Source organism: Peribacillus sp. 05N428, from assembly GCF_056397085.1.
Map to the genome: position 1 here is coordinate 59,986 of NZ_JBFTMS010000018.1, position 16,137 is coordinate 76,122.

General features: G+C 40.9%; 14 protein-coding genes. All 14 read left to right on the top strand.

Annotated features, from left to right (window positions below; genetic code table 11):
• Positions 1-206 precede the first annotated feature (206 nt).
• The 14 genes from AC1DIV_RS17120 (at position 207) to AC1DIV_RS17185 (ending at position 16,036) form a co-directional block, all read left to right on the top strand.
• Positions 207-962, top strand: coding sequence for a PadR family transcriptional regulator (locus tag AC1DIV_RS17120; RefSeq protein ID WP_323596825.1), 756 nt, complete (start codon positions 207-209; stop codon positions 960-962).
• A 111-nt stretch (positions 963-1,073) separates the two neighbouring features.
• Positions 1,074-2,321: a GTPase family protein gene (locus AC1DIV_RS17125; protein WP_034311978.1), complete on the top strand. Its 1,248-nt coding sequence runs from the start codon at positions 1,074-1,076 to the stop codon at positions 2,319-2,321.
• A gap of 116 nt (positions 2,322-2,437) precedes the next feature.
• Entirely contained in the window at positions 2,438-3,580 is a 1,143-nt protein-coding gene (locus tag AC1DIV_RS17130) for an acyl-CoA dehydrogenase family protein (protein ID WP_340876436.1), read from the top strand.
• A gap of 615 nt (positions 3,581-4,195) precedes the next feature.
• Complete coding sequence (locus tag AC1DIV_RS17135; RefSeq protein WP_340876438.1) at positions 4,196-4,528, top strand: (2Fe-2S) ferredoxin domain-containing protein; 333 nt, start codon at positions 4,196-4,198, stop codon at positions 4,526-4,528.
• 387 nt (positions 4,529-4,915) lie between these two features.
• Positions 4,916-6,178 carry a sensor histidine kinase gene (locus AC1DIV_RS17140; protein ID WP_318292718.1) on the top strand — a complete coding sequence of 421 codons (1,263 nt, stop codon included), beginning with the start codon at positions 4,916-4,918 and terminating at the stop codon, positions 6,176-6,178.
• 109 nt (positions 6,179-6,287) lie between these two features.
• Entirely contained in the window at positions 6,288-8,276 is a 1,989-nt protein-coding gene (locus tag AC1DIV_RS17145; RefSeq protein ID WP_340876441.1) for an acetoacetate--CoA ligase, read from the top strand.
• 214 nt (positions 8,277-8,490) lie between these two features.
• A complete protein-coding gene (locus AC1DIV_RS17150) occupies positions 8,491-9,084 on the top strand; it encodes a TetR/AcrR family transcriptional regulator (RefSeq protein WP_340876443.1) in 594 nt (197 codons plus the stop codon).
• Positions 9,085-9,195: 111 nt separating this feature from the next.
• Entirely contained in the window at positions 9,196-9,519 is a 324-nt protein-coding gene (locus AC1DIV_RS17155) for an antibiotic biosynthesis monooxygenase family protein (RefSeq protein WP_328118430.1), read from the top strand.
• Between the two features lie 72 nt (positions 9,520-9,591).
• Positions 9,592-10,134: an NADPH-dependent FMN reductase gene (locus AC1DIV_RS17160; protein ID WP_477576949.1), complete on the top strand. Its 543-nt coding sequence runs from the start codon at positions 9,592-9,594 to the stop codon at positions 10,132-10,134.
• Between the two features lie 333 nt (positions 10,135-10,467).
• Positions 10,468-11,460, top strand: a complete 993-nt coding sequence (locus tag AC1DIV_RS17165) for a thiamine pyrophosphate-dependent dehydrogenase E1 component subunit alpha (RefSeq protein ID WP_241591712.1) — start codon at positions 10,468-10,470, stop codon at positions 11,458-11,460.
• 21 nt (positions 11,461-11,481) lie between these two features.
• Entirely contained in the window at positions 11,482-12,516 is a 1,035-nt protein-coding gene (locus tag AC1DIV_RS17170) for an alpha-ketoacid dehydrogenase subunit beta (RefSeq protein WP_098936477.1), read from the top strand.
• Between the two features lie 104 nt (positions 12,517-12,620).
• Positions 12,621-13,841: a dihydrolipoamide acetyltransferase family protein gene (locus AC1DIV_RS17175; protein WP_340876446.1), complete on the top strand. Its 1,221-nt coding sequence runs from the start codon at positions 12,621-12,623 to the stop codon at positions 13,839-13,841.
• A gap of 16 nt (positions 13,842-13,857) precedes the next feature.
• Complete coding sequence (lpdA, locus tag AC1DIV_RS17180; protein WP_340876447.1) at positions 13,858-15,240, top strand: dihydrolipoyl dehydrogenase; 1,383 nt, start codon at positions 13,858-13,860, stop codon at positions 15,238-15,240.
• Positions 15,241-15,259: 19 nt separating this feature from the next.
• Positions 15,260-16,036, top strand: a complete 777-nt coding sequence (locus AC1DIV_RS17185; RefSeq protein ID WP_340876448.1) for an acetoin reductase — start codon at positions 15,260-15,262, stop codon at positions 16,034-16,036.
• The last annotated feature ends 101 nt before the right edge of the window (positions 16,037-16,137 follow it).

Here is a 16,137-nt window from a genome sequence, read left to right on the forward strand (position 1 = left end):
CATAGGCCGTTTCTTTTTTAGTTTTAAACTATTTCACAATAAACCTCGACAGAATATTCGGACTTCTCCTATCCCACAATAGATCGAATCCAAAAAATTAGTACTAGGCAGTTTGGCATTAAAAACTTTACTATTATGTGGCAGCACAGGATAATAAGGGGAAGGAAGAAATATTTAATTATATACAGTATTAAGGGGGAATGACTGTGAAGAAAGGGGAGAAACTGTCTGCGACGGTAGAAACCGTGGGGTTGAGCCAGCGCGAATTTTTAACGATTTTCTTACTTCACTCTTTGAGGATAAAAGCGAATTATCCAAGGGCGATTCATCAGGACCTGAAAAATACGTTCACTGGAAAAGTGCATAGCTATGACTATTTATGTAAAATATCGAATACGCTAGTCGAATCCAATCATTTATCATTATATACGAATAAGGGAAGAAATTATTATCAAATAACGGAAAAAGGCAAAGAGCTTTACATATGGTATCAAGAAAATTTCCTGGAACGGTTTTCCGAAGTAAAAAAGGTCATTGATCGCTTCATGTTCGATTTAAGGGGGTCTGGTGAAAACCCACCGGTTGTAAATGAGCTTCCAGAAGAATACAGGTCTTATTTCTCGAAAATAATATCGGTGAAGGACCTTGTCCGTTATGTAACTTTAAAAGCCGCTTTCACTAAGAAACCCATTTATATGGGGGAAATTGGCGATCTGCTTAAAAATCAGTTCGGTTGGATCGCTTCTAACGGCTATTTATACGATTTATCTCATGAAATGGAAGAGAAAGGCCTACTTGTCGGCAGGTGGGAAAGTGAAAAACGAACTAAACGGTATTTACGAATAACCGATGAAGGACAGCATCATTACAAACAGATTGCGGATTCTGCGGCCTTTCAAGTCCAGGAAATTCAAAAATACATGGCCAGTGTCGTTATGTTCTTAAAAGAAAAGAGTTATTGATTAGAGAAATGCAACCCCTTAATTTGCAAGGAGAATGAAGTTACATGCTTAAATTGAATTGCTCAAGGGTAAATGTTACTTAAGACACTTCTTAAAAAGGGGGAATGAGTGATGGCGGAAAAACAAGATGAAATGGGAAGCATATTCAGTTTCATTAAAGGCCAGGTAGATAAGCTCCCAATTTCACAATCGAAAAAAACCAAAATGCTCGACCAGCTCTTAAAGCTGAAAACGATGACTGTTGATGCAAGGGAACCGCGAATTGCTCTTGTCGGAAGAAGAGGGTCTGGAAAATCCTCACTGATCAATGCGATGTTTGGTCAGGAACGGCAATATGTCAGTTCCGTTAAATCTGGAACGGGTAAGGGGAAATGGTTATGGTACCCGAGTGATGCCGAACCCAAAATTCGTTTACTGGACTCACGCGGGCTGGGTGAGAGTGAAGCTCCTACGGAAGAGTTCGAAGAAGATACACCATTGGATGAATTGATAAAAGCGGTGACTGAAGAACAGCCTGATGTGTTTCTTTTCTTGATTAAAGCAAAAGAAGCGGATTCACGTATTGAAGAAGATTTACAAGAATTGAATAAGCTGCGCAAGATCGTTAAAGAGAATCACCATTATGATGTTCCTGTCATCTGTGTGGTCACACAAGTGGATGAATTAGATCCGCCACATTATAAACAAGTACCTTTTGATGCCAATCCTAAGAAAAAAAAGAATATTGATGAAGCCATCGCTTTGATGTCAAAACGATTTAAAGATAGTGAAATACCACTTTTGAACATTATTCCTACTTGTTCGTATATTGATTTTGATGAAAGCGGAAATATTGAATATGATATGCGTTGGAACATAGATTTGCTTTCTGATTACTTAATTGAGGCCTTACCCAGTGAGGCGAAGCTGAAGACTGCCAAAGCGATGCAGAGCCAATTCGTTAAGAAGAAATTCGCGCGGACGATAGTGGGAACGTTTACGGCAATCGCAGGTCTAATCGGTGCAGAGCCAATACCTTTTGCCGATTTTCCCATTTTGACCGGCATTCAGGGTTTGATGATTGTGGTGATTGGTTTTATCGCGGATAAAGAAATCAATACGAAAACGGCAAGTGAATTCATTGCAGCGTTAGGAATCAATGTTGGCATTGGACTCCTTGTCAGGGAAGGTGTCAGGGCTGCAGTCCGTTTCATCCCAGGAGCTGGTCTAGTCGTTTCCGGTGCGGTAGCGGGTGCCGTCACTTATGGAATCGGGCAAGCCGCGATAGCTTACTTTCTCGAAAACAAAAATATTGATCAGGCGAAGGAGGCTTACAAGAACGCGAACAAAGAATATAAAAATGAAGACATTGACTCTTAATGTGCAGATTCGAACCATAAACTACACTAAGGTGATATGATAAAGTGGAGTTAGCAGTTCTGTTTCTGCTGCTGGATGGTTCAAGATTTTTGTTTACTAGAGGAGGGATGATCTTCATGTCGTTTTTTCAATCACCGAAGCAAAAAGAATATATACAAAAATTAGAGGAAGCGATTCAGTCCTTTACCGGCCGATCTGAGGCACTTGATGATTCAAAGGGATTTCCTTATGAAAACATTCAGGAGTTAAAGGAATTCGGATACCCCCAATTAACTTTAGCTAAAGAGCATGGCGGATATGGCGGTTCCTTATATGATTTTCTCCTATGCCAAGAAAAAATAGCTCAATATTGCGGCCCAACAGCCTTAGGAATAGGCTGGCATGTCGGAACGGTACTTTCCTTATCGGAGAAGAGACCATGGGAAAAAGGAGTCATGAAAGAATTGTATGATGAAGTTTCGAAAGGTGCACTAATCAATACGGCAGCATCTGAGGCTGGAACGGGGAGTCCGACGCGCGGAGGCCGACCGGAAACCATCGCGATCAAAAAGGGTAATCAATGGAATTTGAATGGCAGAAAGACTTTTACTACACTCTCTCCCGTCCTTGATATTTTTCTAGTAACGGCATGGGTACCCGAGGATGAGCGACTTGGCACATTTTTAGTTCATCGTGATGTAAAGGGTGTAAGTATAGAAGAAACTTGGAATATGATTTCCATGCAGGGGACAGGAAGTCATGATCTGGTGTTAAAAGATGTCAGCCTGCCTGAGAAGTATTATGTGATGAAAAGCAATCCTGGTGAAAAAAGAAAACCTGAAGCGTGGCTATTACATATACCGGCTTGCTACTTGGGAATCGCAGTGGCTGCCAGAAATTACGCAGTCGAATTTGCGAAAACCTATTCTCCGAATAGCTTACCAGGACCAATCAGGGACCTTCCGAATGTTCAACGCACAATTGGGGAGATGGAACTGGAATTGGGTGAAGCACACCATTTCCTCTACTCTGTCGCAGAAAAATGGGTGCGGCAGCCTGAAAATCATGATGAATTATCGAAGCAATTGGGGGCAGTTAAGTTATCGGTCGTCAACAAATCGATTTCCATCGTCGATAAAGCGATGAGAGTCGTCGGAGCCAAAAGTTTACAACGAAACAATCCCCTGCAACGCTACTATAGGGATGTACGCGCAGGAATTCATAATCCTCCGATGGATGATGCGACAATCACCATGCTCGCAAAATCAGCTCTTTATTAATTCTTATTCAAATATTTTTTTGATGGCACTGAAATGATCGTTTCAGTGTTTTTTTCTATTCTTTTTCTAACATTATTTTGTGTTTTCGTTTTAAGTACAGTTTTTAGGTGTAGTCTTTTTTCGTACACATGTAAGACTTCTAGAGTGTGGGGAAAACTAGTATTAGAAAATCTCTGAATCGGTGCTTGGCTTTTTTATGTTTTAGGGGCAGTGCAATAAAGCGATTGAAGGTAGTGTAGAGAAAAGAACCTTTGAAGTGGAATTTAATCCAGACATGTACCATAACATTAAAAAAGAACGTGCGAATTGTAGCACGATTTCTTTTAGAGTAACATATACTTTACCGGGGTATGGTTTATCATTACCTTGGTCGTTAATTGTTTCCATACAATCCTGAGGAAAAAGGAAATGGCGTTTATACTCTGAAATTCGACTGCCTGAATACTCTTATAATGTGTTTGTTGATAGTAAACCTGGAAACCTTGCTATCAGGTTAGTCCGATAGAGTTTGAGGTTGATAAAAATTTGAGGAGAATTTAAATTTCATGGTAAAGTCAAGTGCTATCCATTCGTTATAGAGGGCAAATAATATAATAAGGAAAAAGGGGAATTTATATGAACGTAGATGGGGTTAGCAAACATCTATTAATTTGCAACGGGAAAACATGTACGAAAAATGGAGCAGAAGAAGTAACAGAGACGATTAGAGGGGAATTGAAAAACTTAGAACTACAAAAGGAGATTCTCACAACAAAAACATTATGCAACGGCCAATGCAAGTATGGTCCGATTGCTGTTCTATATCCACAAGGAACCTGGTATAAAGAAATGAATAAAACAAAAAGTAAAGAACTTATTCGGCAATTGAAAGAAAATGACAATGTTCATCTAGGTTCTGAACTTTATTACCATGATGGGAAAACATTCAAGAACCAGAAGAGTGAATGAACTGTAACATCTCACTTCTATATCTAAAAAGGGTTTCTGTATAGGACGCTTTTTGGAAGAAAAAAATTTCGATATTCCGTGGACTGATCATTTTTAACAAATCAGTTGATAATTCTCCCCATTAATACTAATTGAAAATAATGGTAATTGAAAATTATTCTCTTAGAAAATTCAACAGTTTTACCAATATGGAAAAAAGTACCCGATCTTTAAGAACGGGTATTTTTTATATAACATTACCTCAATTTCTTTCCTGGATGGCGGAAGAGGTAACTTTTATTTTCCTCATAATAATTTCACTAGCTTATCATTATCTATCTTGTTATGATTGATATATCTGTCTAAATCTTCGAAAAATATCGAAAGTTCGGTGTAGAAATGAATCTTATGACCAAAGATTTACTGATTAACTTTTTACTTATCCTTTTTCCGATCTTTTTATTGCAAATGAGCTATCTAGTGAAGTACGTATACCGTTTAGATGCATTAAAAGGATCCTTCCTATCGATTTTCCCTATTCTTTCACTTGTTCTATGCATGCTATTTCCCGTTGTTATAGAAGAGGATTTTGTTTGGGACCTTAGATGGATCCCTTTTCTGTTAGGCGGTTTATATGGAGGCTATCGGTTAGGAATCATATTGATAGTCATCACTCTTATTATCCGTTATTTATCAGGGGGTGATAATGGATTTTACATATCATGCATCACTTTTCCACTTGTGGGTGTTTCCTTGTTTTTTATATCTAAATACTATTTGAAACTCTCTGTCAGTAAAAAAATTCTCATCGGTATATCATTAATCTTCATTGTACATATTCTCACTCAGTTTATTTCAACAGTAGTATTTGAACTTACTATCGGGATAAGTCTATGGAAACAATACTTCACGATCCAAGTCATTGGAATCGTTGTTGTAATCTTACTATGGGAGGTCATCCTCACTAATTTTCAGGTTCTCGAAAAATTAGTGAAAGCGGAAAAATTGCAAATCGTTAGCCATCTGGCTGCAAGCATATCTCATGAAGTCAGAAATCCCCTTACAGTTACCAGGGGCTATATACAAATGTTAAGCGAAGACGTTTCTTCCCATACAAAGATCAGATATGCAAATATTGCATTGAAGGAATTAGATCGGGCCACGGATGTCATTAATGATTATTTGACGTTTGCAGCCATAAGCCCTGAAAACACGGAGCGATTAAGGGTATCGGAGGAAATTCAGCATGTCGTGAACAGCATAAAACCCCTGGCTGACAATAATGGAACAGAATTGAAGTTATCCTTATTCGAAGATGGAGCTTATTATATCATGGGGGAAAGGAAGAAATTCCAGCAGAGTTTGTTCAATATCTTAAAGAATGGCATAGAATCGATGGACCATGATGGCAAAATATACGTACATTTGATTCATGCTGCCTCCACCATCCAAATTAAGATCCAAGATCAGGGAATTGGAATGACACAGGAACAAATATATCGTTTAGGTGAGCCTTACTTCACGACAAAAAATAAAGGGACGGGATTGGGCATGATGGTTTCGTATAGCGTTATCAAAAGCATGGATGGTACGGTACATGTGTCAAGTGTACAAGGGAAAGGGACATGTTTCTCCATCAACCTGCCCATACATAAATACGAGCCTAATTGAGTTTAGTGTAAATTGACAGTTTTAAAACTCATAGATTACAATTTAAGTAAATTACCAATTATTATGAAATAATTCAATGACGCATTTGATACCTAAGGGAGATGATTGAATGAAATCGCTTACAGATGGACAAATCATTTGGGAACCGACAAAGGAACGAATCGAGCAAACGGTATTGACGCAATATGTGAAATGGTTAAAAGAAAAGAAAGGTTTAACATTTCATGATTATCATGAATTATGGAAATGGTCGGTAGATGAACTGGAGCAATTTTGGGCTTCAATTTGGGATTATTGTGATGTAAAAGCCGGCAGGAAATATGACAGGGTTTTAGCGGAGCAATCTATGCCAGGTGCGAAATGGTTCGAGGGGGCAAGGCTTAATTATGCTGAAAATGCATTATTGAATGATCAAGAAGAGAAAACGGCGATATTTTTTCGTTCCGAACATATCAGGCAGCAAGAGGTTAGCTGGAAAGAGCTGAAAGAAAAAGTGGCCTCTGTCGCCCATTCATTAAGGAAACTTGGTGTGAAATCCGGTGACCGTGTTGTTGCCTATATGCCAAACATACCCGAAGCGGTGATAGCTTTCTTGGCAACTGTGAGCATAGGTGCCATCTGGTCCAGTTGTTCACCTGACTTTGGGGCAAGAAGTGTCATAGATCGTTTCAAACAGATTGAACCGGTTGTATTACTGGCGGTTGACGGGTATCAATACAATGGAAATGTACATGATAAAACACCAGTCGTCTCACAGCTTAAACAGGAATTGGTCTCTGTCAAGCATACCGTGCTGGTTCCTTACATAGAAAAGAAGATTTTGGAAGTGAGTCTGACAGATACGATTCCGTGGGATGACCTTTTAAAAGAAAAGGCAGAATTATCTTTTGAAAGTGTTCCTTTCGATCATCCGCTTTGGATTCTCTATTCATCAGGTACAACCGGGATGCCAAAACCGATTGTACAAGGGCATGGCGGTATATTATTGGAGCATTTTAAATCAACAAGAATCCATCAAGGCTTGACTTCCGAGGATACCGTATTTTGGTTTACGACGACAGGCTGGATGATGTGGAATCTCCTTATGGGTGGTTTGCTAAATGAAGGTACCATCGTCCTTTATGACGGCAGTCCTTCTTTTCCGAATATGGAGGTTCTTTGGGATTTGGCGGAAGATACAGGCATGACCTTCTTTGGAACAAGTGCACCATTCCTTACGAATTCCATGAAGTTAGGAAACAAGCCTCTGGGAAAATATGATTTATCGAAATTGAAGGCTCTTTTTTCCACTGGAGCCCCATTATCTGGAGACGGTTATAAATGGGTGTATGAAAATGTCAAAAAGGATATCTGGCTCAGTTCATCCAGTGGCGGGACCGATGTATGTGCCGGATTTGTGGGCGGAGTTCCAACATTGCCCGTGAGAATCGGAGAGATACAAGGAAGGGCATTGGGTGTTTGTGCGGAAGCCTTTGATGAGCATGGTCAAACATTGATTAATGAAGTCGGGGAATTGGTCATTACCAAACCGATGCCGTCCATGCCGCTATATTTCTGGAATGATCAAGATGGGACAAGATACTACGAGAGTTATTTCGATACGTATCCTGGCATATGGAAACATGGGGATTGGATAAAGATCGACGACAAGGGCAGCTGTATCATTTATGGACGTTCCGACTCGACCATCAATCGTTCTGGTGTACGGATGGGAACTAGCGATATTTACCGGGTCGTCGAAGCGATAGACGAGGTGATGGAAAGCCTAGTCATTGATAGGGAAGTGCTTGGCCGCGGTTCCTCACTGCTGTTGTTCGTAGTCCTTAAGCCCGGGGAAAGTCTGGATCCAGCATTGACGGCAAAAATCAAGGAACAAATCAGAGGGCATGTATCCCCTCGCTTTATCCCTGACCAAATCCATGTCGTTGGACAAATTCCTAAAACGTTGAACGGAAAGAAGATGGAAGTCCCGATACGTAAAGTATTATTAGGTTTCGAGTTTGATAAAGTAGTGAATGCAGACTCCATGGGAAATCCAGAATCGCTACAGTTTTTTAAAGAATTGGCACTCGAGTTGAATGAGAAAAAAATATTCTAGAATTCAGGCGGAGCAAAAAAGCTCCGTTTTTTATTTGTTTTTCCTGAATGGCCTTGGTGTTAATTCCCCAATAAGGTTCACTCTTCTGGAGTGGCCTGCCATCGTAAAAAATATAATACTGTTGGAAATATTTTCTTGACAATTTAAAAACAGATGAATAGAATAAAATGGAAAGTCAGTAAGTACTGACAGTCCATTCGGAGGAAGTGAGAGCATGAGTAGCAGTAATAAGCTTAGTACCGATGATAAGCTGCTGTTAGCGGCAATCGATCTAATTGCAGAGAAAGGGTACAATGGTGTTTCTACTCAGGAAATTGCTGGTTCCGCAGGTTTTAGTGAAAAAACACTATTCCGTCGGTTTGGAAGCAAGCAAAATCTTTTAGAAACGGCATTTGACCGATATCATTATGCTGAAGAGATGACCAAACTTTTTAATGAAGAGCAAATCGTGTGGGATTTGCATTCAGATTTACAACTGATCAGTCGAACATATCATGAAATCATGAATCGTAACCGGAAAATGATTATGATAAGTATCAAGGAGGAAGGCAATTTACCTGGTTTTCGAGAAAAAACACAAAAGCATCCCCGACAGTTACTGGGAATTTTGACAAACTATTTTAACACGATGCATGAAAAAGGAAAGCTTATTCACACAGACCCAGAGCTTCAGGCATTGTCGTTCATGATGATGAATTTTGGTGCCTTTATGAACAATCTGGATGCCGATGAGAACTATCCAACCGTGTCCCTGGAGGCATTTATCATGGAGAGTGTGCAAACATTTACTAGGGCTTTGACTCCCTAGTTTTTGAATAAGTATAATGTCAGTCAGCACTGACATACCATGGTGATTGTAAAATAAATTCCAATTTTTAATGAACTAAAAAAATAGATTAAATGACAGGAGATTATGAATATGAAATCAAGTAATACAATAGTATGGATTAATGTATTTACAGCTAAAACAGGCAAACTAGATGAATTGGTTGCTATCCAAGCTGAAGAACTGCTCAATTTCAAGAAGGGATCACAAGGTGTTCCCGGTTGGATCAGCAGCCGTTGGCATCGTTCTGTAGATAATGATAAGGCAATTATGGTAACGACCTTTGAGAGTATTGATTTTCATAAAAATTGGTTAGAAAAAAGTGAATTCAGAGAACACCTTAACAAAATAAACCATCTCATTGAAGATACAGAAGGTGGGTACTACACGTTAGTGGAAGAGATTGAAAATATGTAAATCCATCAACTTATGAGGTTATATTCTTAAACAATTAATTGGCCAGTCAGTTTTTACGAGGAGGAGAAAACATTGGAAAAATTAAAGATTGGAATTATCTTAGGAAGCACACGAATAGGACGCGTAAGTCCACAAGTGGGAAATTGGATTAAAGAAATAGCTGATAAACGAGAAGATGCAACTTATGAAATCGTCGATATCGCAGATTTCAAATTGCCGTTTTTTGGAGAAGGCACTGGTAAAGAACCAGGATTATTAGCTTGGTCAGAAAAACTCTCTAGCTTGGATGGTTTTGTGTTTATCGTACAAGAATATAATCATAGCATTACAGGGGCATTAAAAAACGCACTTGATTCCGCACGTGATGAATGGAACAACAAAGCTGCGGGCATCGTAAGCTATGGTTCAACTGGCGGAGCCCGTGCAGCCGAACATTTGCGTGGCATATTAGGGGAATTACTAGTTGCGGACGTTCRTGTAAATCCAACATTATCGCTATTTACAGACTTTGAAAACTTCAAAACGTTTAAACCAGCTGATATACACCTTGGTAATGTCCATGCAATGCTAGATCAAACAATTGCATGGAGCGGTGCGCTAAAAAATTTACGTTAAGCTTGATAGTTTACTAGCTAGTTCCTTCCTCTCTAACCATTTAACAAAATTCATGTTAGTAAGTACTGAAACCTAATTAAAAGGTGCAAAAAGAGCTTATTCCTTAAGCTTAAGCAGCTGCTTTCCACATTCAAACCATCTTTGAACTTCAGCTATAAGTGAATTCGGATCGTATATTTTAAACAAAACGAGACAAAACGAGACAGCAATCTCATTTTGTCTCGTTTTGTTTCTGCTGAAAATAGTTAAAGTCCTAATTTTATCGCCGCCCATTTTGGCACGGCAATTGCACTATATAAGATTGACTCGCTATTACTGATTGGGGGCTGAAAAATGGAAACGGTTCAATCGAATGAAATAAAGTTATCACAGGACAAAGCTTATTGGATGTACAAGAAAATGCTGGAGATCAGAAAATTCGAAGACCAAGTTCATGAATCTTTTGCAAAAGGGATTTTACCTGGGTTTGTCCATTTATATGCAGGGGAAGAAGCGGTTGCTGTTGGTGTATGTGCCCACCTATCCGAAAAGGACAGCATTACAAGCACCCACAGAGGCCATGGCCACTGTATTGCAAAAGAATGCGACCTAAACGGGATGATGGCTGAAATCTATGGGAAAGTGACCGGGCTTTGCAAAGGAAAAGGCGGTTCCATGCATATTGCCGATTTGGATAAAGGGATGTTAGGTGCAAACGGGATAGTCGGTGGAGGCTTTCCGCTCGCATGCGGTGCAGCATTAACTGCCAAATATAAAAAGACCGATCACGTTAGTGTATGTTTTTTTGGTGATGGTGCCAATAATCATGGGACATTCCATGAAGGGATAAATCTGGCGGCAATCTGGAAGCTACCAGTAATATTCATCGCTGAAAATAATGGGTATGGGGAAGCCACGCCTTTCAACTATGCTTCTAGCTGTAAAACGATAGCCGATCGTGCGATAAGCTACAATATCCCGGGTGTCCGTGTGGATGGGAAAGATGTATTGGCTGTGTATAAGGCTGCTGAAGAAGCCGTTCAGAGGGCTCGCAGGGGAGAAGGGCCATCATTGATCGAATGCGTTACTTATCGTAATTATGGCCACTTCGAGGGAGATGCACAGAAGTATAAAAAGGAACAAGACAAAAAGGAGCATAAACAAGAGAAAGATGCGATTGCCCTATTTAGGAATTACTTGCTGAATCAGAATCTGCTGGCGGAAAAAGAACTGATTTCTCTTGAGAATGCCGTTGAGGAATCTATTAAACAAGCAGTCAAGTTCAGTGAAGATAGCCCGTATCCAGAGGCATCCGATTTATTAAACGATGTTTATGTATCTTATTAAACTATAAAAGGAGGAATTGAGATGAGTAGAAAAATCAGTATGTCACAGGCAATAAATGAAGCAATGGCCATGGCAATGAGAAAAGATGAAAATGTCATCCTTATGGGAGAAGATGTAGCCGGCGGTGCAGAGGTCGATCATTTGCAGGATGACGAAGCATGGGGGGGTGTTTTAGGTGTCACGAAAGGATTGGTTCAAGAGTTTGGCCGGGATAGAATTCTTGATACACCCATTGCGGAAGCAGGATATATGGGAGCGGCCATGGCAGCTGCTTCGACAGGCTTGCGACCGATTGCCGAGTTAATGTTCAACGATTTCATTGGCAGCTGTTTGGATGAAGTATTGAATCAAGGTGCGAAGTTCCGCTATATGTTTGGCGGTAAAGCACAGGTTCCCGTGACGATCCGTACGATGCATGGTGCAGGGTTCAGGGCTGCAGCTCAGCATTCACAAAGCCTTTATGCCTTGTTCACCAGCATTCCTGGATTGAAGGTCGTCGTTCCCTCATCCCCCTATGACGCAAAAGGGCTCTTACTTTCAGCCATTGAAGATAATGACCCCGTCATCTTTTTTGAAGATAAAACGCTATACAACATGGTAGGGGAGGTTCCGGAAGGCTACTATACAATTCCAATCGGTAAAGCTGAAATGAAAAGGAAAGGCTCGGATTTGACAATCGTTGCCATCGGTAAACAAGTTCACACCGCGATGGAGGCTGCTGAAAAACTCACAGCTAAAGGCATTGAAGTTGAGATTGTCGATCCGCGGAGCTTGTCACCACTGGATGAAGAATCGATTCTCTCCTCTGTGGCAAAAACAAATCGTTTGATCGTGATCGATGAAGCGAACCCAAGATGCAGCGTCGCAACGGATATTGCCGCACTGGTAGCGGATAAGGGGTTTGATACGCTCGATGCGCCAATTAAGAGGATTACGGCACCACATACACCTGTCCCTTTTTCTCCACCGCTTGAAGATATTTACCTTCCTACATCAGAAAAAGTGATACAAGCCGTTTCAGAATTATTAGGGGAACCTTCCATTCTAGGAGTGTAAATAAATCCAGATGCATGCTCCAGCTTCTTCGCATTGAACTGCAAAAGTTGGAGCAACAAAACCAATGATGGACAAACAAACCATTCTGAAGGGAGAAATAAGATATGGCTGTCGAAGTGGTAATGCCGAAATTGGGCATGGCAATGAAAGAAGGCACTGTTTCGTTATGGAGTAAGGCTGTTGGGGATCCAGTCGAAAAAGGTGAAGCAATAGCCAGCATCAATTCAGAGAAAATAGAAATGGATATTGAATCTCCAGCGGAAGGTACGATTCTGAATATAGCTGTTCAAGAAGGACAAGGAGTACCTCCAGGAACCGTTATCTGTCATATCGGAGATCCGAATGAAAAAATAAAGATCGATGAACCTGTTGCTGTAGAGACCCAGTTGAAAATTGATGAACAAGAAAAGCCGAAAACAAAAGAGTCCCCCACTTTGCCCATGGGAGATCGATTGATGATCACTCCGGTTGCACGAAAAATGGCACAGGCAGCGAATCTTGACATTGAGAAGATTCAAGGCACCGGGCCAGGAGGAAGAATCACTAAAGAAGATGTCCAGAAAGTAATTGAGAAAAGAGATTCCATCCCGGTAAATACAGAAAAAAGAATAGTTCCGCCCCAACCTGCTTTAGAGAGTCAGCAGCAGATTCCTGTTATGGGAATGAGGAACATCATTGCCAAACGTATGAAAGAGAGTTTGCAAAGCAGTGCCCAATTAACGCTAACGATGAAAGTTGATGTCACTGATCTAGTCATTTTGCAAAAACAGGCTACAGAAACGCTGCAAAAACATGACTCAACTAAATTGACTATAACGGACTTTGTTGCCAAGGCTGTCGTGCTTTCACTTAAAGAGCACCCTAAAATGAATAGTGCCTATATTGAAGATAACATCATTTTGTATGAGCATATCCATCTTGGATTAGCGGTGGCATTGGAGAATGGACTAGTGGTTCCCGTCATAAGAAATGCCGAAAATTGTACCCTAAGACAGTTATCGAATAAGGGGAAGGAGTTGGCCCGGTGTGCACGTGACGGTCAATTGCCAATTGAAGACATGCAAGGGTCCACTTTTACAATCAGTAACCTCGGGGCATTTGGCGTTGAGCATTTTACACCCATTCTCAATACTCCGGAAACGGGGATACTTGGAATTGGCTCTGCTTACGATACCCCGCTTTATATTGGTGAAGAATTGGAGAGGAGAACGATCTTGCCACTCAGTTTAACTTTTGATCACCGTGTACTGGACGGAGCACCCGCTGCTGCCTTTTTACAAACACTAAAACGGTATTTAGAAGAGCCGATCACCGTTATTTTATAGAAAAGGAGGGAAAGCCTTGAATCGTATAGTTATTATAGGCGGTGGTCCTGCAGGGTATGTAGCGGCAATCACTGCTGCCCAGCAGGATAAGGAGGTCATATTGGTAGTCGATGGGCCATTGGGCGGAACCTGTTTAAACGAAGGCTGCATGCCAACGAAATCATTATTGAAAAGTGCCGATACGTATGACTTGGTGAAAAATGCCGGGCAAATGGGAATTCGCCTTTCCCCCCATTTGATTGAAGTCGATTGGGATACCGTACAGGAACGAAAAAGAGAGGTCATCTTTAAACTAGTGAACGGCATTCGATATTTAATGGGTAAGAATAAAATAAAAGTTATACAGGGCAGAGCTTCTATCCTTTCAAGCAATCGACTGCGGATCGAGAACGGAAATAAAAATGAAGTGATTGATGCAAGTAAGATCATCATTTCAACGGGTTCTGAACCGATTCCACTACCTTTTGCGCCGTTTGATGGTGAATGGATCATTCACAGTGGTCATGCCATGTCACTTCCTGCCATTCCCGATTCCCTGCTAATTGTCGGAGGGGGCGTCATCGGATGTGAATTTGCCAGCATTTATAGCAGGATGGGCACCGATGTTACCGTTATCGAAATGGGGGAAAAGCTGCTTCCAGGGGAAGATGAGGATATCACGAGCATACTGCATGAAGAATTGAAAAACCAAGGCGTTACGGTCCATACCTCCACAGCTGTCAAAAACATCAACGCAAGCAGTAAAACGGTATATTTAGAGAATAGCGATGGCAAATTGGAAGAAATGCAAGCTGATTACGTACTCGTATCTATAGGGAGAAGACCAAGAGTGAACGGAATAGGCTTAGAGGAAAACGATATTGATTTTTCCCGACTTGGCATCTCGGTGGATGATCGAATGCAAACAAGCAATCCATCGATTTATGCCTGCGGTGATGTGATAGGGGGCATCCAACTTGCCCATGTAGCTTTTCATGAAGGGCGTGTGGCGGCCCTGAATGCCTGCGGTCAATTTGCACAAGTGAATTACCGGGCAATCCCTCGCTGCATTTATACCTCCCCCGAGATTGCCAGTGTAGGCTTGACCGAAAAAGAAGCGCGTCAAAAATATGGTGAAATAAAAGTAGGTGAATTCGCTTTTTCGGCAAATGGGAAAGCTGTCCTTTCTAATAAACCGGTAGGAAAGGTCAAAGTCCTAGTGAATCCACAATATAATGAAATTCTAGGTTTTTCCATTGTTGGTCAGCATGCAACAGAATTGATTGGACAAGGAACGATCATGCTGCATGCAGAAATAACGGCAGATATGATGGAAGATTTAGTGGCGGCGCATCCAACCTTGTCGGAATCCATACATGAAGCTCTTTTAAATGTTGTAGGTCAAGCTGTGCATTGCTAAAACTGAAGGGGGAATTTGTATGGCTAGCGGTCAACGGACGGCGATAGTCACTGGTGCAGGTCGTGGTATCGGACGTGCCATTGCTTTAAGATTAGCTCAAGATGGATTGAATGTGGTCATTAATGACGTCAATCTGGATACGGCTGAATCGGTCGTGAAGGAGATTAGGGAACTTGGACGTGAAAGCTTTGCCGTTAAAGCGGATGTAAGCAATAGGCGGGAAGTATTCGAAATGGTGAATCAAATTGTGGAACGTTTTGGACAACTGGATGTTATGGTTTCAAATGCAGGAATTGCACAAATAAAGCCTCTATTGGAAGTAACTCAAGAAGATCTTGAACAGATTTTCAAAATAAATGTAAATGGTGTCCTCTTTTGCCTGCAAGCCGCGGCAGAACAAATGAAAAAGCAAGAAGGCGGGAAAATCATAAGTGCTGCCAGCATCGCCAGTTATAAAGGATTTAGCTTACTAGGTACATACTCGGCCACGAAATTTGCCGTAAGAGGAATAACACAAGCGGCTGCACAGGAATTGGCCCAGTTTGGCATTACGGTGAATGCCTACTGTCCAGGAATAGTCGGGACGCAAATGTGGGATTTAATCGATGAAAAAATGGGTCAATATATGAATCTTGCTAAAGGGGAAACATTTAAAAAGTTTATAGATTCCATAACCTTAGGACGCTCCGAAACCCCAGAAGATGTGGCGAAATTCGTCTCTTACCTTGCTTCACCGGATTCGGATTATATGACAGGTCAATCCATCATGATTGATGGAGGAGTTATTTTTTCATAAACTTTATTGTTTAAATGGAGAAGCATCATGTGAATGATCACATGATGCTTTTTTGTAAACTCAATCTATATATTGTAAGCGAATACATAATCTACTATAAT

Coding starts and splice junctions, on each gene's coding strand:
- AC1DIV_RS17125 (WP_034311978.1), top strand. CDS start 1,074: ATGGCGGAAAAACAAGATGAAATGGGAAGCATATTCAGTTTCATTAAA.
- AC1DIV_RS17130 (WP_340876436.1), top strand. CDS start 2,438: ATGTCGTTTTTTCAATCACCGAAGCAAAAAGAATATATACAAAAATTA.
- AC1DIV_RS17135 (WP_340876438.1), top strand. CDS start 4,196: ATGAACGTAGATGGGGTTAGCAAACATCTATTAATTTGCAACGGGAAA.
- AC1DIV_RS17140 (WP_318292718.1), top strand. CDS start 4,916: ATGACCAAAGATTTACTGATTAACTTTTTACTTATCCTTTTTCCGATC.
- AC1DIV_RS17145 (WP_340876441.1), top strand. CDS start 6,288: ATGAAATCGCTTACAGATGGACAAATCATTTGGGAACCGACAAAGGAA.
- AC1DIV_RS17150 (WP_340876443.1), top strand. CDS start 8,491: ATGAGTAGCAGTAATAAGCTTAGTACCGATGATAAGCTGCTGTTAGCG.
- AC1DIV_RS17155 (WP_328118430.1), top strand. CDS start 9,196: ATGAAATCAAGTAATACAATAGTATGGATTAATGTATTTACAGCTAAA.
- AC1DIV_RS17165 (WP_241591712.1), top strand. CDS start 10,468: ATGGAAACGGTTCAATCGAATGAAATAAAGTTATCACAGGACAAAGCT.
- AC1DIV_RS17170 (WP_098936477.1), top strand. CDS start 11,482: ATGAGTAGAAAAATCAGTATGTCACAGGCAATAAATGAAGCAATGGCC.
- AC1DIV_RS17175 (WP_340876446.1), top strand. CDS start 12,621: ATGGCTGTCGAAGTGGTAATGCCGAAATTGGGCATGGCAATGAAAGAA.
- AC1DIV_RS17185 (WP_340876448.1), top strand. CDS start 15,260: ATGGCTAGCGGTCAACGGACGGCGATAGTCACTGGTGCAGGTCGTGGT.